21 protein-coding genes, 1 riboswitch and 1 other annotated feature are annotated in these 23,857 nt (G+C 45.8%); of the genes, 18 read left to right on the top strand and 3 right to left on the bottom strand.

Annotated features, from left to right (window positions below; genetic code table 11):
- The first annotated feature begins 1 nt into the window (after window position 1).
- From P403_RS0104215 to P403_RS0104180, 8 genes are all read left to right on the top strand, one after another.
- Entirely contained in the window at window positions 2-490 is a 489-nt protein-coding gene (locus P403_RS0104215; protein ID WP_029331225.1) for a flavodoxin domain-containing protein, read from the top strand.
- On the top strand, window positions 459-1,502 hold the full coding sequence (locus P403_RS0104210; protein WP_029331224.1) for a ribonucleotide-diphosphate reductase subunit beta: 1,044 nt from the start codon (window positions 459-461) through the stop codon (window positions 1,500-1,502). The genes P403_RS0104215 and P403_RS0104210 overlap by 32 nt, the downstream gene beginning before the upstream one ends.
- A gap of 390 nt (window positions 1,503-1,892) precedes the next feature.
- The gene (gene yugI, locus P403_RS0104205; RefSeq protein WP_012371159.1) at window positions 1,893-2,285 is read left to right on the top strand and encodes a S1 domain-containing post-transcriptional regulator GSP13; all 393 of its coding nucleotides are present in this window, start codon (window positions 1,893-1,895) and stop codon (window positions 2,283-2,285) included.
- A 138-nt stretch (window positions 2,286-2,423) separates the two neighbouring features.
- Entirely contained in the window at window positions 2,424-3,590 is a 1,167-nt protein-coding gene (locus P403_RS0104200; protein ID WP_029331223.1) for an iron-containing alcohol dehydrogenase, read from the top strand.
- Window positions 3,591-3,703: 113 nt separating this feature from the next.
- Window positions 3,704-5,053 (top strand): glucose-6-phosphate isomerase, encoded by a 1,350-nt coding sequence (locus P403_RS0104195; protein ID WP_029331222.1) that lies wholly within the window; start codon window positions 3,704-3,706, stop codon window positions 5,051-5,053.
- 133 nt (window positions 5,054-5,186) lie between these two features.
- A complete protein-coding gene (gene ytkD / locus P403_RS0104190) occupies window positions 5,187-5,660 on the top strand; it encodes an RNA deprotection pyrophosphohydrolase (protein ID WP_029331221.1) in 474 nt (157 codons plus the stop codon).
- Window positions 5,632-6,372, top strand: coding sequence for an alpha/beta hydrolase family protein (locus P403_RS0104185; RefSeq protein ID WP_051667302.1), 741 nt, complete (start codon window positions 5,632-5,634; stop codon window positions 6,370-6,372). The genes ytkD and P403_RS0104185 overlap by 29 nt, the downstream gene beginning before the upstream one ends.
- Before the next feature lie 162 nt (window positions 6,373-6,534).
- Entirely contained in the window at window positions 6,535-7,791 is a 1,257-nt protein-coding gene (locus P403_RS0104180) for an EAL and HDOD domain-containing protein (RefSeq protein ID WP_029331219.1), read from the top strand.
- A 67-nt stretch (window positions 7,792-7,858) separates the two neighbouring features.
- On the opposite strand, the gene pckA is transcribed toward P403_RS0104180, so the two are convergent.
- Window positions 7,859-9,427, bottom strand: coding sequence for a phosphoenolpyruvate carboxykinase (ATP) (gene pckA, locus P403_RS0104175; RefSeq protein WP_029331218.1), 1,569 nt, complete (start codon window positions 9,425-9,427; stop codon window positions 7,859-7,861).
- 232 nt (window positions 9,428-9,659) lie between these two features.
- A riboswitch (SAM riboswitch) is annotated at window positions 9,660-9,786 on the top strand.
- A 128-nt stretch (window positions 9,787-9,914) separates the two neighbouring features.
- Between pckA and metK the strand changes: the two genes are divergently transcribed.
- From metK to P403_RS0104160, 3 genes are all read left to right on the top strand, one after another.
- The gene (gene metK, locus P403_RS0104170) at window positions 9,915-11,123 is read left to right on the top strand and encodes a methionine adenosyltransferase (RefSeq protein ID WP_029331217.1); all 1,209 of its coding nucleotides are present in this window, start codon (window positions 9,915-9,917) and stop codon (window positions 11,121-11,123) included.
- Window positions 11,124-11,265: 142 nt separating this feature from the next.
- Entirely contained in the window at window positions 11,266-11,754 is a 489-nt protein-coding gene (locus tag P403_RS0104165) for a GNAT family N-acetyltransferase (RefSeq protein ID WP_029331216.1), read from the top strand.
- 78 nt (window positions 11,755-11,832) lie between these two features.
- Window positions 11,833-12,537: an alpha/beta fold hydrolase gene (locus P403_RS0104160; protein WP_029331215.1), complete on the top strand. Its 705-nt coding sequence runs from the start codon at window positions 11,833-11,835 to the stop codon at window positions 12,535-12,537.
- A gap of 38 nt (window positions 12,538-12,575) precedes the next feature.
- On the opposite strand, the gene mnmM is transcribed toward P403_RS0104160, so the two are convergent.
- Window positions 12,576-13,211, bottom strand: coding sequence for a tRNA 5-(aminomethyl)-2-thiouridylate-methyltransferase MnmM (mnmM, locus tag P403_RS0104155; protein WP_152638936.1), 636 nt, complete (start codon window positions 13,209-13,211; stop codon window positions 12,576-12,578).
- 126 nt (window positions 13,212-13,337) lie between these two features.
- Here mnmM and P403_RS0104150 point away from each other — a divergent pair, with 126 nt between their 5' ends.
- The 7 genes from P403_RS0104150 (at window position 13,338) to P403_RS0104120 (ending at window position 22,226) form a co-directional block, all read left to right on the top strand.
- Entirely contained in the window at window positions 13,338-14,513 is a 1,176-nt protein-coding gene (locus tag P403_RS0104150) for an MDR family MFS transporter (RefSeq protein ID WP_029331213.1), read from the top strand.
- Window positions 14,514-14,746: 233 nt separating this feature from the next.
- Window positions 14,747-15,421 carry a helix-turn-helix domain-containing protein gene (locus P403_RS16755; RefSeq protein WP_029331212.1) on the top strand — a complete coding sequence of 225 codons (675 nt, stop codon included), beginning with the start codon at window positions 14,747-14,749 and terminating at the stop codon, window positions 15,419-15,421.
- Between the two features lie 14 nt (window positions 15,422-15,435).
- Window positions 15,436-16,299, top strand: coding sequence for an IS3 family transposase (locus P403_RS16750; RefSeq protein ID WP_235195168.1), 864 nt, complete (start codon window positions 15,436-15,438; stop codon window positions 16,297-16,299).
- A gap of 312 nt (window positions 16,300-16,611) precedes the next feature.
- Window positions 16,612-17,643, top strand: coding sequence for a peptidoglycan bridge formation glycyltransferase FemA/FemB family protein (locus P403_RS0104135; protein ID WP_051667300.1), 1,032 nt, complete (start codon window positions 16,612-16,614; stop codon window positions 17,641-17,643).
- 119 nt (window positions 17,644-17,762) lie between these two features.
- Window positions 17,763-18,398: an HAD family hydrolase gene (locus P403_RS0104130; protein WP_235195243.1), complete on the top strand. Its 636-nt coding sequence runs from the start codon at window positions 17,763-17,765 to the stop codon at window positions 18,396-18,398.
- Window positions 18,399-18,437: 39 nt separating this feature from the next.
- Window positions 18,438-18,660: a binding site (T-box leader), on the top strand.
- A 47-nt stretch (window positions 18,661-18,707) separates the two neighbouring features.
- On the top strand, window positions 18,708-21,113 hold the full coding sequence (gene leuS, locus P403_RS0104125; RefSeq protein WP_029331208.1) for a leucine--tRNA ligase: 2,406 nt from the start codon (window positions 18,708-18,710) through the stop codon (window positions 21,111-21,113).
- A 132-nt stretch (window positions 21,114-21,245) separates the two neighbouring features.
- Window positions 21,246-22,226 (top strand): hypothetical protein, encoded by a 981-nt coding sequence (locus tag P403_RS0104120; protein ID WP_029331207.1) that lies wholly within the window; start codon window positions 21,246-21,248, stop codon window positions 22,224-22,226.
- 61 nt (window positions 22,227-22,287) lie between these two features.
- Here P403_RS0104120 and P403_RS0104115 read toward each other — a convergent pair whose 3' ends face one another.
- On the bottom strand, window positions 22,288-23,553 hold the full coding sequence (locus tag P403_RS0104115; protein ID WP_029331206.1) for a BaiN/RdsA family NAD(P)/FAD-dependent oxidoreductase: 1,266 nt from the start codon (window positions 23,551-23,553) through the stop codon (window positions 22,288-22,290).
- Between the last annotated feature and the right edge of the window lie 304 nt (window positions 23,554-23,857).

Genomic DNA, 23,857 nt, shown 5'->3' with positions numbered 1-23,857 from the left:
CATGAAGGCAGCAATCGTATATGCGTCAATGAGCGGTAACACAGAGGAGGTTGCGGAACTGATTGCGAAAGCCTGTTCCGACATGCACGTCGAACCCACGATGATGTTCGCTGATGATGTGACGACATATCAATTAGCACCTTATGATATCGTCTATTTTGGTTCTTACACATGGGGCGACGGTCAATTACCGGATGAAATGCGCGACTGCCTGAAGCTTGTCTTAAAGGAAAGTCCGCACAAAATCCCGCAAGCTGCCGTCTTCGGTACGGGCGATAAGATGTTCGTCAAGTACTGCCGCGCCGTTGATGAAATGGCCTACCATCTCGCGAAGTTTGGTGTGCCGCTCGCCGGTGAACTGTTAAAAATCGAACAGTCACCACGGAATCGTCCGCATACCGTCAAAGAATGGACGAAACGAACGATCCTGCAATTACAGCAAGAAGGAGTCGAACAACATGGAACAGTTACAAAAGATCAAACTGCTTGATGCCCGCCATCCGAATCGTGCGACAGCCATTATCGGTGGGGAGACGAGTTCAATCGTCAACTGGAACGATATCGCCTATCCGCAGTTTTATTCAATCTATAAACAGCTTTTGTCGAACTTTTGGATTCCGGATGAGATTTCGATGTCAAAAGACATGCAACAGTGGAACCAGTTGAGTGAGCGGGAACAGGATGCATTTGAACGCATCATCGGTCTGCTATCAATCTTAGACTCGGTCCAAACGCGTTACATCCTAGAGTCGGCGATGTTCACGTCAGATGCATCGATTCATGCAATTCTTGCGATCATCGCGCAACAGGAAGTCGTCCATAACCAATCGTACAGCTATGTCTTATCGAGTCTCGTTCCACTTTCGGAACAAAACCGGATTTTTGATATCGCAAAAGATGACGATATGGTCATGAAGCGGAATGCCTTTATTCTTGATTTATATGAAGATTTCCAAAACGACCGGACACCGGAAAACTTTGCGAAATCACTCGTCGCATCAATCGTTCTTGAAGGAATCAACTTCTATTCTGGTTTTGCCTTCTTCTATAACTTAGCGCGGCATCAAAAAATGGTCGGTACGTCGACGATGATCAGTTATATCCAGCGTGACGAACTGCAACACTCGTACTTCATCAGCCAATTGTTGCGTGCCGTCTTGACGGAGCACCCGGAGATCGATGCCGATGGTTCATTCACGAAGTTTGTCTACGCGACATTCGAGCGTGCCGTCGATCTCGAAATCGAGTGGAGCGAGTATGTCCTGCGTGACTTGGATGGACTCGATGTCAGTGAAATGCGTGACTACGTCAAGTATCTCGCGAATAAACGACTTCGCGTCATTGGTCTCTCCGATCTCTATGAAGGACATGACGAGGACGTCATGCCGTGGATTCGTGCGTATTCGGATGACTCGATGAATGCGACGAAATCCGATTTCTTCGAACAAAAATCACGTTCGTACGCAAAAGTGACGGATGCGAACGGATTTGACGATTTGTAAGTAATGCATGCCACGTTAAATTTTTATTGATTCACGATTCGTTTTCCTTTACGCTAGGACAGGTGAGGTCATGCTCGACTCCTGCGGAAAAACAAGCTAATTGTGACCCTGGAAGATGCATCGCATCTGAAGCGGCATGATGGCTTGTCCGCAGAAAGCGAGCAGGCCGGACTGTCCTTTTTATCTGTTTATTTTTTAGGTCAATCGAGAAATGGACAAAAAAAGGGCCGGACTCGAAAAGTCCGGCAGAATCAGGGGGAATACTTGAAGTCTTGCTACTAAAATGTTCCCTTGAGAAATAAAAAATAAACAATTTAAAAAATATTTTTTACCATCTGTAAAAAGTATGTTATTATAAGTTGATGAATTTAGTTAGGGAGTGTATAAACTATGGCAAACTTTGAAAAAGACCAAGTCGTTACTGGTAAAGTAACTGGTATTCAAAACTTCGGTGCTTTCGTAGCACTTGACGAGCAAACACAAGGTCTCGTCCACATCTCAGAAATCTCACACGATTACGTAAAAGACATCAACGATTACGTAAAAGTTGGCGATGAAGTAACTGTTAAAGTTCTCGACATCGACGAAGCTAACAAAAAAATGAAGCTTTCGATCAAAGCAACTCAGGAAGCTCCAAAACGCGAAGCACGCGCTAAAGGCCCACGCAAAAACGCTGGACGTCGCGATGCAGGTCCTGCTTTCAAACAAGAAGAAGCTCCTGGCTTCAACGTGTTAAAAGGCAAATTGGAAGAATGGATTGAAAAATCAAACTTCCAAAAATAAGAATGTTTAAGAGAATCGACATCGGTCGGTTCTCTTTTTTTTGTACAATTTTTTGCGATATAAGCATTAAAATAGATGCGAAAGGGGAATGTGTGGATAATGTAAGGTGTTCATTACTTATCAAGGGGGCAACACACAATGGAAAACTTTCAATATCGTAATCCAACGAAATTAATTTTTGGTGACGGTCAAGTCAGCCAAATCAAAGAAGAACTTAAAACACTAAATGCTAAGAAAGTCATGCTCGTCTTTGGTGGCGGAAGTATTAAACGCAACGGCGTCTATGACGACGTTACACGCGAACTGAACGAAGCAGGAATCGAATATGTCGAATGTGACGGCGTTGAACCAAACCCACGCATCGAAACAGCGGAGCGCGGCATTAAGATCGCACGTGAAGCAGGTGTTGATGCATTGCTCGCACTAGGTGGCGGTTCTGTCATCGACTGTACAAAACTGATCGCAGCAGGTATTCCGTATGAAGGTGAAGCATGGGATCTTGTCATCGGGAAAGCGACGCCGGAAACAGTCATTCCATTCGGTACCGTCTTGACACTTGCAGCAACTGGTTCAGAAATGAACTCGGGTTCTGTCATCACGAACTGGAAAACGCAAGAGAAATATGGTTGGGGTAGCCCGCTTACATTCCCGACGTTCTCAGTCCTTGATCCAAAATACACGGTCAGTGTTCCAAAAGACCAAACAATTTACGGGATCGTTGACATGATGAGTCACTGTCTTGAACAGTACTTCCATACGGCACACGCACCTGTCCAAGAACGGATGACAGAAGGCGTCATGCAAGCTGTCGTCGAAGCAGCACCAAAACTCGTCAACGATCTTGAGAACGTTGAGCTTCGCGGAACAATTCTCTTCGCAGGTACGATGGCACTAAACGGCGTACTTCAAATGGGAGCACGCGGTGACTGGGCTTCACATAACATCGAGCATGCCGTCTCAGCGGTTCATGACATCCCACACGCAGGTGGTCTTGCAATCCTCTTCCCAAACTGGATGCGCCACGTGTTGGACGAATCAAACGCACATCGTTTCGTCACACTCGGTGAAAACGTCTTTAACGTCGACACGGAAGGTAAATCAGAAATCGAAGCAGCTCATGCGACGATTGATGCAATCAGTGCATTCTGGACATCACTCGGTGCACCAAACCGTCTCGCGGACTACGACATCAAAGAAGATACAGTCGATTCAATCGTCAAGTCAGCAATGACGCGCGGTGATTTCGGTAACTTCAAATCACTTGGGAACGAAGATGTTCGTGAAATCGTAACGGCAGCGTTATAAGTTTCTCTAACATTTGCTAATCTTTTCACAAAAGACTTGAACGACCTTCCTTCTTGCGTTTTAATGAGAAGGAAGGTCGCATTTGTTTGCGAATGAATAAGGAGGACGATGGAATGACAACGGTACGTTTTGATTATTCGAAAGCATTACAATTCGTAGGGCAACATGAAGTAGATTACATGGCAGACACGGTTAAGACATTACATGGAGCGATTCATAACGGCACGGGTGCCGGCAGTGACTTCCTCGGATGGGTCGACTTACCGACGAACTATGACAAAGCGGAGTTCGCTCGTATTCAAGAATCAGCTGAAAAAATCAAATCAGATTCAGATGTATTGCTCGTCGTCGGAATCGGTGGATCTTACCTCGGTGCACGTGCTGCGATCGAGATGTTAGGTCATTCCTTCCATAACCTGTTATCAAAAGACGAGCGGAAGGCGCCACAAATCATTTATGCGGGTCATAACATTTCATCGACGTATCTGCATGATTTGTTTGAAGTACTTGAAGGAAAAGATGTTTCGGTCAACATCATCTCGAAATCAGGGACGACGACGGAGCCGGCAATTTCATTCCGATTGTTGAAATCGTTCATGGAAGAGAAATACGGTCAGGCTGAAGCAAAAAACCGAATTTACGCAACGACGGACAAAGCACGCGGCGCGTTAAAAACACTTGCTGACTCAGAAGGATACCAGACATTCGTCATTCCGGATGATGTCGGGGGACGTTTCTCTGTCTTGACGCCGGTCGGTCTTTTACCAATCGCAGCTGCCGGTATTTCAATCGAAGAATTGATGGCTGGCGCGCGTGACGCACAAGAGAAATTTGCGAACGAAAACCTGGCTGAAAACGAAGCATATCAATATGCGGTCGTCCGAAATGCATTGTATGCAAAAGGAAAAACGATTGAGCTTCTCGTCAACTACGAACCAGCGTTACATTATGTATCAGAATGGTGGAAACAGCTGTACGGAGAATCAGAAGGTAAAGACTTCAAAGGAATCTTCCCGGCAGCGGTCGACTTCTCGACAGATTTGCATTCAATGGGTCAATACGTGCAAGAGGGGCGTCGTGATTTGTTTGAGACGGTCATCAAAGTCGGTCAAGCCCGCCATGAATTGACGATTGAAAAAGATGCACAAGATCTTGACGGCTTGAACTTCCTCGAAGGGAAATCAATCCAATTCGTCAACGATAAAGCGGCAGAAGGGACGTTGCTTGCTCATACAGATGGTCAAGTTCCGAACTTAACAGTCGAATTACCAGAGATGACACCGTATCATCTCGGATTCTTGTTCTACTTCTTCGAAAAAGCTTGCGCGATGAGCGGTTATCTTCTTGGAGTTAACCCATTCGACCAACCGGGTGTTGAGGCATATAAGAAAAATATGTTCGCACTTCTCGGAAAACCTGGTTTTGAAGCAGAAAAAGCAGAGCTCGAAGCACGCTTGAAATAAGTTGAAAAGGCATCTCCTGCATGATAGGGGATGCCTTTTTTTGTCATTCTCCTCGATTCCTACGCACTTTCACTTTTAGAATGCTTTCGAAACAGGTAAAGTGAAGGTAGAAGAAGAAATGAGGTGCACGTACGTGATTAGATTTTTAGATTACTATCAAAATCAAGTTGAGTTGAGTTTCGATGATCATCCATTCTCAACAAAACCTCTCCATGTCTGGGTCATTGCCGTGTACGAGGGGAAATGGCTTTTGACGCATCATAAGCAACGCGGGTACGAGTTTCCTGGGGGAAAAGTCGAACCGGGTGAAACAGCGGAAGAAGCGGCACGCCGGGAAGTGATGGAGGAGACAGGCGGTAGCATCGCAAGCCTCGCGTACATTGGTCAATATCGTGTCGAAGGACGAGGCGATACGATCATTAAGAATATCTACTTCGCCGAAATTGAATCACTCGTTCCGCATCTTGCAGTCGACGAGACAGACGGAGCCTTTTTGTTGGACGACCTCCCGCAGCGTCTTGACGCGAATCGAAAATACAGCTTTATGATGAAGGACCGTGTCCTTCCGGAGACACTTCGTGTACTCGCCGAACGCCGATTGGTTTGAATTGCCGAAGCAAGGTCCCTTCCGGACGTTTCGTATTTACTATGAAACATCTGATCACGAACGGGTCGGTGCGTATGTTGTTTTACCGACACGTCCGAATGGGCAAGGGATGCTGTATTTACGTGGCGGGACACGTAATATCGGAATGGTTCGACCGACGCGACTGATGCAGTTTGCGCAAGCTGGATTTTTAGTCATGGCCCCTTTTTATCGAGGGAATTTAGGGGGCACTGGGAAGGAAGATTTTGGTCATCATGATATTCGTGATGCAACAGGGGCATATGATTGGTTAACCCGTCACGTGGAACGCGTCTCGGTGTTCGGCTTCTCTCGTGGTGGACAGATGGCTTTGTTGTTAGCGCATCATCGGCCAGTCGAGCGTACAGTCTCATGGGCAGGCGTGACGAATCTCGTCTGGACATATGAAGAACAGAGAACGATGCAAAAGATGTTACGCCGTTTCACGGGTGGATTGCCAAAGACGCAACAACAAGCGTACCAAATCCGTTCGCCTCTCTACGTGGCTCCACAAGGGCAAGTCTTGTTGATTCACGGACGATACGATCAAAAGGTTCGCTTACGTCATGCAACGAATTACGCTGCACGCTACCCGAGCCAGACGCGGCTTCGGATTTACGAGCAGGCCCATCAGTTTCCGTTGCACGAAAAATTTGCTGTGACGAAGGAAATCATCGATTGGATGATGCACTGATAACATAGGATGTAGTCACCTCGAACAGCCGGGGTGACTTTTTTTAGAAAATCATTAACATTGATATGTTTTAAAAAAGCATTTTTTAAACAGAAAACAATATTTGGTATACTAAAAAATATGAAGTGAACTATAGGGTGGAAGACAAAAGGGGAGAACGGGATGGAAATCTTGTTGGCACGACAACCAATCGTGAATCGATCCGGTGCCATCGATGCGTTTGAATTATTATATCGTTCAGTTGAGGCTCCTGCTATTTTTGATGGTGAGTTAGCGACGATGGACGTGTTGACGAATACGCTCGTCCATCTAGGTGTCGATCGAGTGGCAGAAGGAAAACGTTTATTCATCAATTTCACCGGTGATTTATTACAAGGTGAGCTGATTGATCACTTAGATCCGAAACGATTTGTCATCGAAGTGCTTGAGACCGTCGTTATCGATTCGCATATGCTGTCGGTTTTGAAAAAATGGAAAGAGGCTGGATTTCAATTGGCCTTGGATGATTTCGTGACGGATTTATTACGAAACCATGGTCCAGAGTTGTTTGATTTAATTGATTTAATAAAAATTGATATCGAAGCAATCAACCCACGTGAACAAAGTGCGATTTTACATATCGTTAAACGAAACTATCCGCATATCCGTTTGTTGGCAGAGCGTGTCGAAACGCATGAAGATCATCTGCGTAGCTTGAGCATGGGGTACGACTGGTTCCAAGGCTACTTTTATGCAAAACCGATGTTGATGAAAGGGAAGGCCGTTCCGCCACAATTGCCTGTATTGTTAAAGATGTTGAAGTGGCTCGAATCAGATGAGTATTATGACCAGGTCGTCGATGAAATCGAAGGAAATCCATACATTAGTGTGCAAGTCCTTCAGCTTATCAATTCTCCCGGGATTGGTCTTCGAAATACCGTCGAATCCGTTCGTCAAGCGATTTCACTGCTCGGGTTTTCCCAACTTAAAAGTTGGATTTCGTTAATCGTTTTACGAGAGATGCGACTTGCGAGTCCGTACAAGTGGTCAGACGAGTTGTTACGTTCTTCACTGCATTGTGCCAAGTTATGCGAGTTATTTGCACTTGAAACAAAGACGTTACGTCCGGAAAGTGCTTACATGATTGGTTTGCTCTCGCATATCGATGCGTTACTGTCAGTCGATATTGATGAAATCATTGATCAATTACCAATCGAGTCGACGTTGAAAATCGTGTTACAAGGAAAAGATCATCCGTTTCGTGATTGTTTATTGCTCGCGATTAGTGCCGACCGTGGTGAATTTGAACAGTTTGAAAAACTAACCCATCGTTTTGGTATTTCAAAACAGCGTGCCTATGCACTATTAAAAGAGAGTCAAGATTGGTTGACTAAAAAAGAACTTCATCTGCAACCGGATGAAGAAGATTCAATCGTCTGATGAACGTTAAAAGGCACCAGCTCACTGAACATACAGTGTCTGGTGCCTTTTAATTATCTTAATTTAATTAAACACGTGGCCCTGCTGATTTGATTTCAGTAGTTGCACTGTCGAACCGTGTGAAATTTTGTTTGAATTTAGTTGCCAAAGCCCGTGCTTGTTGTTCATACGCATCAGCATCCGACCAAACTTTGACAGGGTTGAGTAAGTCGCTTGGGACACCAGGGACTTCGAGCGGCATATGAAGTCCAAAAATCGGATGTTCTTCCGTCGGGATATCAGCGAGCGTGCCGTTGACAGCTGCATTGACCATCGTCCGTGTATAGGAAAGCTTCATCCGACTTCCGGTCCCATATGCGCCACCCGTCCAGCCTGTATTGACGAGGTAAACCGTGACACCGTGTCGGTCGATGAGCTCACCGAGCATCGTTGCATATTTTTCAGGAATGAGCGGTAAGAAGGGTGAACCGAAGCATGTCGAGAATGTCGCTTCCGGTTCTGTTACACCACGCTCTGTTCCGGCTAACTTCGATGTATACCCGGATAAGAAGTGATACATCGCTTGCTCCTTCGTCAACTTACTGATTGGCGGCAGGACGCCGTAAGCATCAGCCGTCAAAAAGACAATCGTTTTCGGATGTCCGGCGCGTGATGGTACTGCAATATTATCAATTGCTGTAATCGGATAAGCAGCCCGTGTGTTTTCCGTTTTCGACGTATCATCATAGTCAGGAATTCGTGCATCATCGAGGACGACGTTTTCGAGGACAGTGCCAAAACGAATCGCATCAAAGATTTGTGGTTCTTTTTCGCGCGATAAGTTGACCGTTTTTGCGTAACAGCCCCCTTCGATATTGAAGACGCCGTCGTTGGACCACCCGTGCTCATCGTCACCAATCAATTGACGACTGTCGTCAGCAGACAGTGTGGTCTTACCAGTACCGGATAATCCGAAGAATAAGGCGACGTCACCCTCATGTCCGACGTTAGCCGAGCAATGCATCGATAAGACGTCTCGTTGAGGTAAAAGGTAGTTCATGACAGAGAAAATCGATTTTTTGATTTCGCCCGCATATTCCGTTCCACCGATTAAGACAATCCGATGTTCGAATGACATGGCGATGAACGTTTCGGAATTCGTTCCATCGACTTTCGGATCTGCTTTGAAGTGAGGCGCATAAATAACCGTGAAAGGCTCAAAAGCAGCTTCTGTCGGATATTCACGCAAAAACAGTTGTTTTGCAAACAAATTATGCCAAGCATATTGTGTCACGATCCGAACCGGAAGGGTAAAATGAGTGTCTGCACCAGCAGCAGCTTCTGTGTAGTAGAGCTGATCTGCTTCATTCATGTAGCGAAGAACTTTTTGTAACAGTTGCTCGAAGTTGTCTGCTTCCATCGGTTGATTGACATGACCCCAATCGATATGTGACTCGCATGACTGATCGCGAACAATGAACTTGTCTTTAGGTGAACGACCTGTAAATTTCCCCGTTTCTACAGACAGAGCGCCATTTTCAGCAAGAACCCCTTCTTCGTTATGAATTGCATGTTCGACTAGCTCAGCAACAGATAGTTGTTTGAACACATGCTCCTTCTTGAGTAGCTCTTCGATATTCAGGACCGTCATCGGCATCCTGACCCCACCTTTCCCCTACGTTGGTTTAGCTCTGGCATTTAGTATGACACATTTATTATATATGACATACTAAAGGATGAGCAATCCTTTTTTAGCGCTGATTTCTATTTTTCTGGAAACGCTTTCAGCATTAACAGTTTAACATCTCTTCCGAAAAGTTTCGACTAGAAATTAAAACGTAGCTTGACAGAGTGGTCACAACTTTATATCATGTAATTCGTAACGGATACTCTTATTCTGAGCAGGTGGAGGGAACAAGGCCCGAAGAAACCCGGCAACCGTCCTACATTAAGAATTCTATTAATGAAGGAAAAGGTGCTCTCCTGAAGCGAAGTAAACACTTCGAACGATAAGAGGGTAAAGGAAGAACGCACAACCTTTCCCTGACCATTTTTTGGACATGGAGAGGTTTTTTTCATTTTACCGTCCCACTCAACTAGGGGAAATGAGTACACCGTCAAATTCTTTTTTGGGAGGGTCAAACATGACAAACCTTAATCGCCGGCTATTTACGTCGGAGTCAGTTACTGAAGGTCACCCGGATAAAATCTGTGACCAAATCTCAGATTCTATCTTAGATGCAATCCTCGCAGCCGATCCGAATGCTCGTGTCGCTGCTGAAACATCTGTCACGACAGGACTCGTCCTCGTCGCAGGTGAAATCACGACATCGACTTATGTCGATATCCCGAAAGTCGTTCGCGAAACAATTCGTGAGATTGGCTATACACGCGCTAAATATGGTTTCGATGCAGACACTTGTGCTGTATTGACTTCAATCGATGAGCAATCAGCAGATATCGCTCTCGGTGTTGACCAAGCGCTTGAAGCACGCGAAGGTAGCATGTCAGATGAAGAAATCGATGCAATCGGTGCAGGGGACCAAGGTCTCATGTTCGGTTATGCAACGAAAGAAACGCCTGAATTGATGCCACTTCCGATTTCACTTTCACACAAACTTGCTCGTCGTCTCGCAGAAGTCCGTAAAACTGGACAACTTGACTACCTCCGTCCGGATGGTAAGACGCAAGTAACTGTAGAATACAATGAGAATAACGAACCGGTTCGTGTCGATACAATCGTCATCTCAACACAACATGCAGAAGAAGTGACGCTTGAGCAAATCCAAGCAGACCTGAAAGAGCATGTCATCGTACCTGTGATTCCATCAGAATACATCGATGCGGAAACAAAGTTCTTCATTAACCCGACAGGTCGCTTCGTCATCGGTGGACCACAAGGTGATGCAGGATTAACTGGACGTAAAATCATCGTTGATACGTATGGTGGCTATGCACGTCATGGCGGCGGCGCATTCTCTGGTAAAGATCCAACAAAAGTTGACCGTTCTGCAGCATATGCAGCACGTTACGTCGCGAAAAACCTCGTAGCTGCTGGTCTTGCAGATAAAGCAGAAGTTCAACTTGCATACGCGATTGGTGTCGCGCACCCAGTATCGATTGCAGTTGATACGTTTGGAACAGGTAAACTTCCAGAGGCACAACTCGTCGAACTCGTTGCTGAAAACTTCGATCTTCGCCCAGCAGGAATCATCAACATGCTTGATCTCCGCCGTCCGATTTATCGTCAGACAGCCGCTTATGGTCATTTCGGTCGTACAGATATCGAATTACCATGGGAGCAAACAGATAAAGCAGCAATTCTTGAAGAACAAGCGAAACGATTCGCTTAATTTTCAGTTCAGAAGCAGACTCAGTTTGAGTTTGTTTCTGAACTTTTTTTGTTTGTCCCGAACTTTGCAGGGAAACGAATGATTTTTCTAGAAAAGGGTAAAAGAACATGTACCGGTAAACGGAAAAAAGGGGGAGTCCGACATGGAGATACGCGAAGCAATTCCTACTGATGCGGCACGCATTCATGATATTGCCATTACCTCTTGGATGGATACGTACGAAGAAATCTATTCTGCAAATTCGAAAACGCATTTCGTGAAAGAAGCGTACCCGCAAGAAGAAGTCGCAAGGGCGATTCGGACGGCGGAGGAAGCGCGAGGAGAATATTTCAATGTCGCCATTATCGAGGAAGAAATCGTCGGTTTCATCCATGCGATTGATGTGGAAGGCACGTGGGAAATCGTTCGCTTGTACGTACTACCGAAATATCAACAAAATGGGATTGGACGAAAGTTGATTCGTGAACTTGAACACCAAGGTGCTTCCCCGATTGAAGTCTACGTTGAATCAAGAAATTATAAAGCGCGCCAGTTTCTAGTCTCTTTCGGTTTTAAAGAAGAAAGTGAAACGACTGAAGAAATTTTCGGTCAAGTGGAACCTGTGACACGCTTAAAACGTATATATGAATGAAAATCCGACTTAAGATGGTTTTGACATCAAGGTGTAAACGTTATAATAACAGAGATACTTGTATGAAGAGGTGAGTTTGTGGAAGATCAAGCAACAGGAATTATCGTACTTGTCTATCCCCTTCAACTGCGAGCGACGCCGAGCGATGCGTTAATTCGAGTCCTTGAAAAGGATTATGAAGTGTTACGTGTAGATGCACCGCGTCGGATATCGCTTGAGGAACATCAACAACTACTGAAGGATGCTTTACGAGAAGCCGGAAAACGAAAGTTACCGATTCATATCATCGCCTGCAGCTTGGGCGCACTCGTCGTCAACCGGCTACTGCAGGAATATGAATTGCCGATTGCAAGTTTGTCGTATATTTCACCGCTATTTGATTGGCATAATTCAAAACAACTCGGTGGCGTCAAACAAGTATTTGCAAGTGCATTCGATCGTTTTCGACCGGATGCGCCACTTGGAATGCTGCCATTTGGTCAAAACAGTGAAGATACGGCACGTCTCGGCGAGTTGACATATGCACAGTACCGGGAAATTGAAGAAGAAATCGTCTTACATGATGAAGAGCGAAAGAAGTTACCGCGAGTCAACCTCGCTTGTTTTTATGCGCCAGACGATCAATTCGCAGACGTAAAATATACGTTAGAGATTTGCCGGAAAATGGGTGGCGATCAAATCTACCTTCAACGGCTCCATGGATTTCCGCATTTCAGCTTTGAACGTCTCAATACGCGGTTCGCTGAAAAATTATTGCTGTTTTTGAAGATGGTTGAGGAATGACAAAAAAGACGCTGTCGTGCTGACAGCGTCTTTTACTATTAATCGAGTGTTTGCTTTTTTAATTTTTTTTCGATGGCGATGATGAAGGGTGGATTATTTTGTTGATTGAGAAAACGATACTGTAAGACGGCGTAGTCTTGCTGCGGAAGACTTTCGACATAATCGAGCACAGCATCACGTTCGCGTTTTCCTTCTACATGCCCATGATAGATGACGAGGACGATTAACCCCCCTGGTACGAGGACAGGTAACAAAGCACCGAGCGCTTCTAACGTATCTTCACCGGTCGTCGTGACGGACTTGTCACTTCCTGGTAAATAACCAAGGTTAAAAACGCCCGCTCGAATCGGACGGGCTTCATTTGCAAGGCGTGCGCCAACATGAATATGACTTTCGTGGTAGAGATCGACCCACTCTTTGACATGGGCAGTTTCTAGACGACGTTTCGTTTCTTCAATCGCTTGTCCTTGTACATCGAAGGCGATGACACGACCGTCTGGTCCGACTTGTTCCGCAAGAAACAAGGTATCGTGACCATTTCCGGCAGTCATATCGACGACACAATCTCCTTCGTGGATGACAGATTCTAAGAGTTCTTTGGCATAAGGTAAGACGCGGGCTAGTGACATGGGTTCAGACTCCTGTTCAAGTAAGATTATTCTTTGTTCGTTCATCACGTACTCTTTTGTTCCTGATTATACCATTATTCCGATAATTCATTCAAAATGAAGTTTCTTGACAGAGCACAGAACAATTTCGTAAAGTGGCAAAGGTGAGAACTATATTGGAGGACACCTATTATGCCGAAATTACCTCGTGCGGTCTGGATTCTCGTGTTGGCGATGGCGATCAATACGACAGGAGCCTCTTTTTTATGGCCGTTTAATACATTATATATTCATGAATACTTAGGCGAATCCATGACCAAGGCAGGAATGGCCTTGTTCGTCAACTCGGCGCTTGCGATCGTCGGAAATTACATGGGTGGAAAAGCATTTGATCGTTTAGGTGGGAAGCGGACGCTTATCATCAGTGTCATCGGACTCGTGATTGCTTCGATTGGTCTATTGTTGTTCCATCAGACATTCATTGGTTATGTGACGATGCTTGGATTGATCGGTTTCGTCGGGGGGATGGTGTTCCCGACGATTTACGCATTAACCGGTCTGATTTGGCCAAAAGGCGGGCGACGTGCCTTCAATGCGATCTATGTAGCACAAAACGTTGGAGTTGCGCTCGGTACGGCAGTCAGCGGTCAAATTGCTGCGATTGATATTCAATTCATCTTTATCGCGAACTTGATGCTATACGTTCTATTCGCAGTTGTTTTATTTGTTGGGTTGAACTGGATTCAGGCGCCGCAGGTTAAACGACAAAAAGAGTTTACGACGGAAGAAGTCCGTGAGCCGCTTTCGAAAGAATCCGTTCGGACGATGCTCTACGTATCAATCGGGTATGCATTGCTTTGGTTCGTTTATGTCCAGTGGCAAGGAACGTTTGCCGTCCACACGAAATCACTTGGTGTGACGATTTCCGAGTACTCGATTTTATGGACGATCAATGGAGCATTAATCGTCTTTGCACAACCGTTGTTGACACCGATTTTACGCTGGTTCGGCGATGATTTAAAACGGCAGTTGTTGACGGGAACAGGTATTTTCTTATTATCCTACCTCATCGTACCGTTTGCTGAAGGCTTTGAGATGTTTCTTGTTGCGATGGTCATCCTGACGATTGGTGAGATGTTCATCTGGCCGGCCGTTCCTGCGATGGCGGCACGACTTGCACCGATTGGTAAAGAAGGTGAATTCCAAGGCTACGTCAACATTGCGGCTTCCGCTGGACGGATGATTAGTCCAACGGTCGGTGGATTGATTTACGATTTATCTGGAATGAACGCAGTCTTCTTAACATTAATCGGATTGATTTTACTTGCCGGCATTGTGTTTGTCCGTGCTATTCCTAAAATTAATTGATACAACAGGACACTCCCTCTTTTCGAAGAGGGAGTGTTCAGGCTGGAGACAAAGTGCTCGCGGGAGATAAAAGCGTCTTTTTTCGTTGCTTTCCTCGGGCGAGGCGCAAGCCGTTGCTCCTTGGTCCTAACGGACAACGAGCAGGGTCTTGCCTGCCTCTGAATGATATGCTCCCCAAAAAGTAGACAGTTGAAATAAGAAAAACTGTTTACTTTTGAAAGGAGCTTTTTGCTATGTCCAAATTCAAGCGTTCCGCTAGTGAAAAACTATATGCCATCCAAACTTATGAAGAAGGAGTGTCCACGTTGTGGGAAGTCGCAAGACGCTTCGGGGTCACACAATCGACCCTACTCAGATGGAGACAGATGTATCGTCAAGGCGGTATCTCAGCTTTGGAGAAACGGTCGGTATGCACGAAGTATTCCAATGAGTTTAAAGAGCGAGCCGTACGCGACGTGCTAGAAAAAGGTGAGCCCGTCATGGACGTCATCATAAAATTAAACATCTCCAGTGCAAGCGTACTCAGACGTTGGATTTCAAACTATAATGGTCGTAGTGAAGACACACTACTAAAGGAGCGATTCGCTATGACCAGAGGAAGAACCACGACATTCGAAGAACGCGTTAGTATAGTCAGCGACTGTCTTAAAAATGGAAAGAAGTATAAAGAAACTGCGAAGACCCACCGGGTCTCCTACCAACAAATCTACAAGTGGGTTCAAAAGTACGAAAAGAATGGGATTGACGGACTGATGGATAGCCGTGGACGTACGAAACCGTTTGAGGAACTGACGGACGTGGAACGCCTCTCCATCGAGATGAAAAAGATTGAGCAAGAGAACGAGCTTCTTCGAATGGAAAATGAGTTCTTAAAAAAGCTAGAGGAGTTCGAAAGGGGGAGAGGTTAGACCAAGTCCGAAATTTGGATAAGTACAAGGCTATACAATCGTTGGCGGACCAGTTCGGCTATTCGATTGTCGCCCTCTGTCGTTTTGCGGACGTATCCCGTGCTGCCTATTATAAATGGTTAAATCGTGTACCGACGGTACGCGAAGAAGAGAACATCATGATCATTGAAGAGCTGACATCTATTCATGAGTCGGTAGATGGAGTCTATGGATGTGAACGAATGGTTTTGAATCTAGATCGCCAATTTAACAGAACGGTTAATCATAAACGGGTTCGTCGCTTGATGCGAATCGCCGGCATTCGTTGCGTCATTCGTCGAATACGACCGAAATATATGAGAACCATACCCGGACAAACGGCAGAAAATCTTCTGAATCGTGAATTCCATGCGGAAAAACCGAATCAGAAATGGTTAACAGATATCACGGAATTCAAATACGGCACCTCAAAAAAGGCTTATTTAAGTGCAATTCTCGATTTGTATGATGGATCAATTCGTTCATTTGTGCTAAGTCGTTCGAATAACAGTCAGCTCGTCTTCGATACGCTAAAACTCGCCTTGGATGATGATCCTGGTAGTTTCCCTCTTCTTCATAGTGACCGTGGGTTTCAATATACGTCAAATGCCTTTCATCATATGACTCAACAAGCTGGGATCACACAAAGCATGTCCCGTGCCGGTAAATGCATCGATAATGGTCCAATCGAATCTTTTTGGGGAGCGCTAAAGTGTGAAAGCTACTATCTTCATACATTCGAGGAGTTCGATGAACTCCACGATGCAATCCGACGCTACATTCGATTTTATAATGAGCTGCGGTATCAAAAACGATTAAACGGCTTAAGTCCGCTGGAATTCAGGGCTCAAGCCGTTTAAAAAATTTATATTATTTGACCTGTCTACTTGACGGGGAGCAGTTCAGAAAGTGCGTTAAAACGCACTTTTTCCCGTAGGAGTCAACGAAACGTGACGCTTTTTAGGCAGTAGCGCAGGGAAAGACAGGTCGTGCAGCCGTTTTAAAGCGCGCTCCCTCTTTTCAGTGTGAAGTATTTTTTTATATTTTTTAAATGGTTAGAGTAAAGCTGAAATAAAGTGGGTATCGATAAAACGAGGGAATAATTAAATAAATAACCAAATTAAAGAAAAATGCTCGTGCGACGTGTTTTTAGGACTAGGAGTGTGGCAAAGATGGGAAAGTGCGTTTTCATCGAAGATCAGACAACTTGGACAACTCTTATTCGCAATCAACCACTCGATATTTTCTACAGTTATGAATACGTTAAATTAAATGCAAGACCGGAAGAACGCGCTCGATTGATGTACTTTAAAGGAGCGGCAGGTGCATTATTCTATCCATTTTTAAAGCGTCCCATCTTTGAGACGAAGTATTTTGATTTAATCACGCCGTACGGATACGGTGTGCCGGAAGTGGTTGGTGACTTGACCATCGAAGAGTGGGTAGAGGCAAGGGATTGTTTTCAGGAATGGGCTGAGCGGGAACAGATCGTTTCCGAGTTGATTCGCTATAACCCCTTGACGAAAAACGACCGTTTTGGTGCGTATTGGACAAAAAAAGAATTCATCCGACATACGACTAGTATTGATTTGCGACCGTCCGTAGAGGAAATCATGCAGACATTTCATAAAAAAACGCGGAGCATGATTCGGAAATCACTGGCTTCTCATCTAGTCGTCAGACCAGGTACACATGAAGATTTGCAGTCATTCATTCAATTGTATTACCAAACGATGGATCGAAAAGATGCGTCCAGTCATTATTATTTTTCGCGAGACTATTTTGAACGGTTATTCGAACCGAATCCACTATGTACGCCTTTATTATTAATGGCTGAGTTCGAAGGTGAAGTGATTGGTGGATACTTCGTATTACTCGGTCGGCACTATGCCCATGGTCATTTAATTGGGTGTAAGCGGGATGAACATAAACTATATCCGAATCAGCGGCTCGAGTATGAAGCACTCTTACGAGCGAAGGCGGCGGGATTGGTCGAACAACATCTAGGGGGCGGCTACAAAGAGCGGGATAGTCTGTTTGAGAGTAAATGCCGTTACACCGGATACCGGATGTTTGAGTATCATCAAGGGAAAAACATTTTGTTGCCTGGAGTGTACGATAAATTGTGCCGACTTTATGGTGACGGAGAGCATGAACATTATTTTCCCGGTTATCGGTCTCGCCCGGCGCTGATTTCGAAATAATGCAACATGGACAAAGTAAGTATTGGGCAATAAAAATTTGTCTACAGTCTGAAACGACAGCCCGCGATCTGTCGTTTTTTTTGTTAAAGTTAAATAAAGGAGTGAGGCGAGTGCAAAAAATGGGCTTGATTTTCGATATGGATGGCGTCATTTTAGATAGCGAAATCCGCTACTTTGGGGTACATAAAAAAATATTTCATCAACTCGGGATTCCACTTGATTTAGTTCAATATGCGACCTTCATGGGTAAGACGGGCAACGAGATGTGGCAGGAATTGATTGAACAACATCGCTTACCGCATCAAACGGATGCGTTACTTGCACAGGAACATGACTTATTTCAACAACACGCCAAACCGGAAGCATGTGGATTGAAGGACGGGGTTCAGGAGTTAATGCATAGTGCGAGGAAGGACGGATACCGGATTGCGATTGCATCATCGAGTTCACTCGAAAAAATTGAACGCGTCATCGCATTTTATGGGTTGACAGTCGATGCCTACACGAGCGGTTTTGAAGCCCCGCGCTCTAAACCGGACCCTGCTATCTTCGAGCTGACAGCAAAACGGATGGGTCTCGCGCCAGCGTCATGTATCGTCATCGAGGACGCGGCGAATGGTATGATGGGGGCGAAAAAAGCAGGGATGGAAGTCATCGCGTTACTCGACGACCGTATGCCGGCGCAAACACTACGTTATGCCGATCATCAGGCGTCAACACATGCTGCGATTGGAGAAATTTTACGGAAACGTTGACGGTTGATTAAGATTCAGATTAAACTAACTAAGAGATAGTCAGATGCAACGAACTGAAGTAGTAGTGGAGACATTCCGTTTAGAGAACTGGTGGGTGGTGCAAACCAGTCGGAACTGTCCATGAACTCGTCAGGGAGCATGATTCGTGAACAACGAGTAGCGAACCCGGTCCTTCACACCGTTATCTGTGAGTCAAGCGGTCTGTCATTGACAGACAACGTGGGTGGTACCGCGGAAGCCAAACCGGTCTTTCGTCCCTATTCTTAGGGGCGGAGGACCGGTTTTTTTTAATCAGAGGAGGAAGAAGAAATGTCGTATAATCATCGTGAGATTGAACCAAAATGGCAAGCGCGCTGGGAACAGGATAACGCGTTCGTAACGACGGAAGACCCAAGTAAGGAAGGCTTTTATGCCCTCGACATGTTTCCTTATCCATCGGGAGCAGGACTCCATGTCGGACACCCAGAAGGATACACGGCAACGGATATCCTTGCTCGCATGAAACGGATGCAAGGGTATAACGTCCTTCACCCCATGGGATGGGATGCGTTCGGACTCCCGGCAGAACAGTATGCACTCGATACGGGGAATGACCCGCGTGAGTTCACGGCACAAAATATTGAAACGTTCAAACGTCAGTTGAAAGACCTCGGTTTTTCGTATGATTGGGACCGTGAAATCAATACGACGGATCCGAAATACTATAAATGGACACAGTGGATCTTTACACAACTGTACGAAAAAGGACTTGCGTTCGTCGACGAAGTGGCAGTCAACTGGTGCCCGGCACTTGGAACGGTCCTTGCGAATGAAGAAGTCATCGATGGATTGTCTGAACGTGGAAATCATCCCGTCGTCCGTGTCCCGATGCGCCAGTGGGTCCTTAAGATTACGGAATACGCGGACCGTCTCCTCGACGATTTAGATGAACTCGATTGGCCGGAGTCGGTGAAAGAAATGCAACGGAACTGGATTGGTAAATCGGAAGGTGCGGAAATCGACTTTACGATTGATGGCCACAAAAAACAAGTCACGGTCTTCACGACACGTCCGGATACGGTCTTCGGCGCGACATACCTTGTCTTAGCACCGGAGCATCCATTCGTCGCGGACATCATGACGGCAGAACATCAGGCAGCGGTCGAAGGTTATATCGCATCTGTTCAGACGAAATCGGATCTTGAACGGACGGATCTTGCGAAAGAGAAGACAGGTGTCTTCACGGGTGCGTTCGCTGTCAACCCGATTTCTGGCGAACGTCTTCCGATCTGGATTGCCGATTATGTTCTTGCATCGTACGGGACAGGTGCCATCATGGCCGTTCCGGCGCATGACGAACGCGATCATGAGTTTGCGAAACAGTTTGACCTTCCAATCATCGAAGTCGTAACGGGTGGAGATGTTCAAGAAGCGGCGTATACGGGAGAAGGGGAACACGTCAATTCTCAGATGCTCGACGGTCTCTCGAAGGCGGACGCAATCGAAACCATCATTGCGGAACTCGAAACGAACCAAGTCGGACGGAAGAAGATCACGTATCGTCTCCGTGACTGGCTCTTTAGCCGCCAACGCTATTGGGGCGAGCCGATTCCAGTCGTCCATATGGAAGACGGAACGATGAAGACGCTGGATAAACAAGAGTTACCACTTGAACTTCCGATGATTCCTGAAATCAAACCGTCGGGAACAGGAGAGTCGCCGCTTGCTCTTGCAGAAGAGTGGCTCGACTATACGGATCCTGTGACAGGGATGAAAGGACGCCGCGAAACGAACACGATGCCACAATGGGGCGGTAGCTGCTGGTACTACCTTCGTTTCATCGATCCGCATAATGAAGAGGCGCTCGCGGATCCGGAGAAATTAAAATACTGGCTTCCGGTCGATATTTATATCGGTGGGGCAGAACATGCGGTCCTTCACTTACTGTACGCGCGTTTCTGGCACAAAGTGTTATACGACATCGGTGTTGTTCCGACAAAAGAGCCATTCCAAAAGCTATATAACCAAGGGATGATTCTTGGCGAAAACAACGAAAAGATGTCGAAATCACGTGGGAACGTCATCAATCCGGATGAAATCGTCAAATCACACGGAGCAGATACGCTTCGCCTGTACGAAATGTTCATGGGACCACTCGATGCTTCTGTGTCCTGGTCAGAAAATGGGCTCGACGGGGCACGTCGCTTCCTTGACCGCGTCTGGCGTTTGTTCGAACGGACTGCAGACATTCAAGATGTCGAGACGGTTGACGCCGACTTTGAACGTGTCTATCACCAGACCGTCAAGAAAGTCACGGAAGACTTCTCGAACATTCAATTCAACACAGGGATTTCCCAGTTGATGGTCTTCGTCAACGAAGCGAACAAACAGCAAGTCTTACCGCGTCACTTCCTTCGTGGATTCATCCAGTTGTTGACACCAGTCGCGCCTCACCTCGGGGAAGAGTTATGGGAGCAACTTGGGTTTGAAGAGACATTAACATATGCGGCATGGCCGACATATGATGAAACGAAACTCGTCAGTGATACGATGGAGTTCGTCATTCAAGTCAACGGAAAAGTCCGCTCGAAATTGACGATCAGTATCGACGCAACAAAAGAAGAAATCGAAGCACTCGCGTTTGCAGATGAAAAAACAAAAGAGTGGATTGGCGACAAGACGGTTCGTAAAGTCATCGTCGTACCGAAAAAACTCATCAATATCGTAGCAAACTAATACGAATCCCCTTGCCCATGCAGTCATGGGGGAAGGGGATTGTTTTTGAATTCAGTCTCACGTCCGCTTTTTTTTTAGTGCGCCTTCTGCTACACTGAATCAGAAACCGAGAGAGAAAGGCGATTTGTGTAAATGAAACGATCCTATATAGTCTATACAACGATTTTTGCCGTCGTCTCCGGCCTGATCCTTTGTATTCTACTCGTCTTCTCAAAACCAGAGACGTTAGCGCAAATTCAAGAGACCTTCACAAAAATCGAGACGCAATCAAAACACCAAGCGGCTGTCAAACAAGTGCCGCCAAGCCTTCCTTCTTCGATTCCGAATCCGGAAGAACCATTAATCAAGGATGTTCAACAGATGTTATATGATGATTCGATTGGTTCCTATCTTGTTGTGACGGAAGACTATCATTTCTTTGAAGTCAGTGGGACGGGCGAGCGAATCAATGCTTCCTTCCAATTGAAGAATGATGGCAAGCTGTTACTCGCAGGACTTGACGGAATGGCACTCGTTGATGGCGAAACGGTCGCATTACTGACATCAAATCAAATTCTTGTGACGATTACACGAAAAGATGGTGCATGGTCGGAAGAAACGCGTAAAAAAATCAAAGGCACGACCATTCGAGATAATTTTCATGGGCTTGGGTACGATGCTGAAGAAAAAGAATTTTACACGATCAATAACATCCGGTCGTTAGGGCGCATCGAATTGACGTATTTTAAAATGAAGCAAGATGAAATTAAAATTGATCCTGATGCGACAGCAAAAGAGAAAAAGAAACTCAAGAAAAAGCAGAAACCGCCGTATTTGACGGTTGTTACGCGAGATCGAATCGATGCTGCAGATGGTATGCGGGCAGATGCAAAAAAAGCATTTGAAGAAAAGTTCCGTCCGATTGGACTCGCAGAACGACAAGGGCGCATCTATACGTTGGACTCCGACTCCTTGTATCTTTATTCGATTGATGCGAAGGATAAGACGATCACGGGAGAATCTGCAAGTCCGAAAGTATATGGGGCAGAAGGAATCTTTGTTCAAGACAATGAACTGTTTGCTTTGGTCGAAACCGATAAATTTTCGAGCCGTTCGTTTACCCCGATCGATTGATCAAAAAAATTAAAAAGGTGTTCATTCGTGAAAAAAATCACGAACGAACACCTTTTTTTAATTACGTCGTTTGATTGAGTAGAGCAGCATTCGTTCCGGCACAGTGTCCCGTTACAAAAGCAGCTGTAATGTTGTAGCCGCCGGTATAACCATGAATGTCTAAAATTTCTCCGGCAAAGAACAGACCGTCTGCTTTTTTCGACATCATCGTTTTTGGATGGATTTCTTTGATTGACACCCCTCCGCCCGTGACGAAGGCTTTATCAAAATCAAGTGTCCCGGTCGCATGAAGTGGGAAACGTTTTAATGTTGTCAGCAGTTGCGTGAAATCTTGTTTCTTCACTTGCGTACACACTTCGTCACCAAAACCGATTTGTGTGAAGAGTAATTCAAGCAAACGTTCCGGTACGAATCCCTTTAAGGCGTTTCGGACGGTTTTTTTCGGATTGGCTGCAAGCGCAGCCTGAAAACGTTCCGTCAATGCTCCGATTGATTCTTCTGGGAATAAGTCGACCGATAAATGAACGATTCGTTCGCCGGAGCGTTTGCGTTCCTTGATCGTATATTGGCTGCAACGTAGTGCGATCGGACCACTCAGCCCGAAATGCGTAAAGAGCAAATCACCCGTGTGTGTTTTAATGGCTTTATCTTTTTTTCCGTGAACCGTCAATGCGACGTCGCGGAGCGATAAGCCTTGAAGCGATTTCGCTTGAATAAAGGCATCGTTTAGTAAGATCGGGACTTCGGTCGGGAAAAGTTCGGTAATCGTATGACCGGCTTTTTCAGCCCAGGGGTACCCGTCACCGGTCGAACCCGTATGGGGCACGGATTGTCCACCGACTGCAACGACACAACTGTTCGCTTCAAGGCGTGTGCCGTCTTGCATGAGAACGGCTGCAAATGAACCATCCGCGTGAAACTCGAGTGACGCGACTTCTGCATTCGTTTGAATCTCGGCACCGTGCGCTCGGATTTGATCAATCAAGACACGGACGACGTCAGCTGCTTTATCCGAGACAGGGAACATCCGCCCGTTATCTTCTTCTTTTAACGCCACGCCGAATCCTTCGAACAGGTCGATGATCGATTCGTTACTGAATTGTGAAAAGGCGCTGTATAAGAAGCGGCCATTTCCTGGGATCGACTGGACGAGTTCGTCGAGCGGTTTACGATTCGTGACGTTACAACGCCCACCACCGGAAATCGCAAGCTTTCTTCCTAATTTATTTCCTTTATCGAGCAGGAGTGTTTTCGCGCCTGCTTGTAAAGAGGCGAGCGTTGCCATCAAGCCGCTCGGTCCGCCTCCGATTACGATTACATCGTACATGCTGTCACCTCATTGAATAGTCTTCTGCTTGTTCCACTTTAGCAGAAGTTCGGTCTGTAAACAAACCGTCTCTTTCTTTTATGAGAGGGGAGCGGTATAATGATTTGCAATTGTGCATCATAGAACTTGTTAATTGAGACAATATATTATAGGTTGTCAAACGTTGAACTACCTCCACTTCCGCTTCGCTTAGAGGTAGAGGATTCCTGATCTTGGTTGTTTTCAAACTAAGAGTGTCGGACAATTGACGTGTCGGAAGACACGTCTTGCTCGAAGACGACTCATCTCCCACTCACACTAGGAC

It is taken from the genome of Exiguobacterium oxidotolerans JCM 12280 (genome assembly GCF_000702625.1).
GTDB classification, from domain to species: Bacteria; Bacillota; Bacilli; order Exiguobacteriales; family Exiguobacteriaceae; genus Exiguobacterium_A; species Exiguobacterium_A oxidotolerans.
This window is presented reverse-complemented; position numbering and strand designations above follow the sequence as displayed.

What these genes read in the sequence shown, in the direction of transcription:
- P403_RS0104195 (WP_029331222.1), top strand. Translation starts at nt 3,704, where the DNA reads ATGACAACGGTACGTTTTGATTATTCGAAAGCATTACAATTCGTAGGG.
- P403_RS0104210 (WP_029331224.1), top strand. Translation starts at nt 459, where the DNA reads ATGGAACAGTTACAAAAGATCAAACTGCTTGATGCCCGCCATCCGAAT.
- P403_RS0104165 (WP_029331216.1), top strand. Translation starts at nt 11,266, where the DNA reads ATGGAGATACGCGAAGCAATTCCTACTGATGCGGCACGCATTCATGAT.
- P403_RS0104150 (WP_029331213.1), top strand. Translation starts at nt 13,338, where the DNA reads ATGCCGAAATTACCTCGTGCGGTCTGGATTCTCGTGTTGGCGATGGCG.
- metK (WP_029331217.1), top strand. Translation starts at nt 9,915, where the DNA reads ATGACAAACCTTAATCGCCGGCTATTTACGTCGGAGTCAGTTACTGAA.
- P403_RS0104130 (WP_235195243.1), top strand. Translation starts at nt 17,763, where the DNA reads ATGGGCTTGATTTTCGATATGGATGGCGTCATTTTAGATAGCGAAATC.
- P403_RS0104200 (WP_029331223.1), top strand. Translation starts at nt 2,424, where the DNA reads ATGGAAAACTTTCAATATCGTAATCCAACGAAATTAATTTTTGGTGAC.
- mnmM (WP_152638936.1), bottom strand. Translation starts at nt 13,211, where the DNA reads ATGAACGAACAAAGAATAATCTTACTTGAACAGGAGTCTGAACCCATG.
- yugI (WP_012371159.1), top strand. Translation starts at nt 1,893, where the DNA reads ATGGCAAACTTTGAAAAAGACCAAGTCGTTACTGGTAAAGTAACTGGT.
- P403_RS16755 (WP_029331212.1), top strand. Translation starts at nt 14,747, where the DNA reads ATGTCCAAATTCAAGCGTTCCGCTAGTGAAAAACTATATGCCATCCAA.
- P403_RS0104120 (WP_029331207.1), top strand. Translation starts at nt 21,246, where the DNA reads ATGAAACGATCCTATATAGTCTATACAACGATTTTTGCCGTCGTCTCC.
- leuS (WP_029331208.1), top strand. Translation starts at nt 18,708, where the DNA reads ATGTCGTATAATCATCGTGAGATTGAACCAAAATGGCAAGCGCGCTGG.
- P403_RS0104180 (WP_029331219.1), top strand. Translation starts at nt 6,535, where the DNA reads ATGGAAATCTTGTTGGCACGACAACCAATCGTGAATCGATCCGGTGCC.
- P403_RS0104215 (WP_029331225.1), top strand. Translation starts at nt 2, where the DNA reads ATGAAGGCAGCAATCGTATATGCGTCAATGAGCGGTAACACAGAGGAG.
- pckA (WP_029331218.1), bottom strand. Translation starts at nt 9,427, where the DNA reads ATGCCGATGACGGTCCTGAATATCGAAGAGCTACTCAAGAAGGAGCAT.
- P403_RS0104115 (WP_029331206.1), bottom strand. Translation starts at nt 23,553, where the DNA reads ATGTACGATGTAATCGTAATCGGAGGCGGACCGAGCGGCTTGATGGCA.
- P403_RS0104135 (WP_051667300.1), top strand. Translation starts at nt 16,612, where the DNA reads ATGGGAAAGTGCGTTTTCATCGAAGATCAGACAACTTGGACAACTCTT.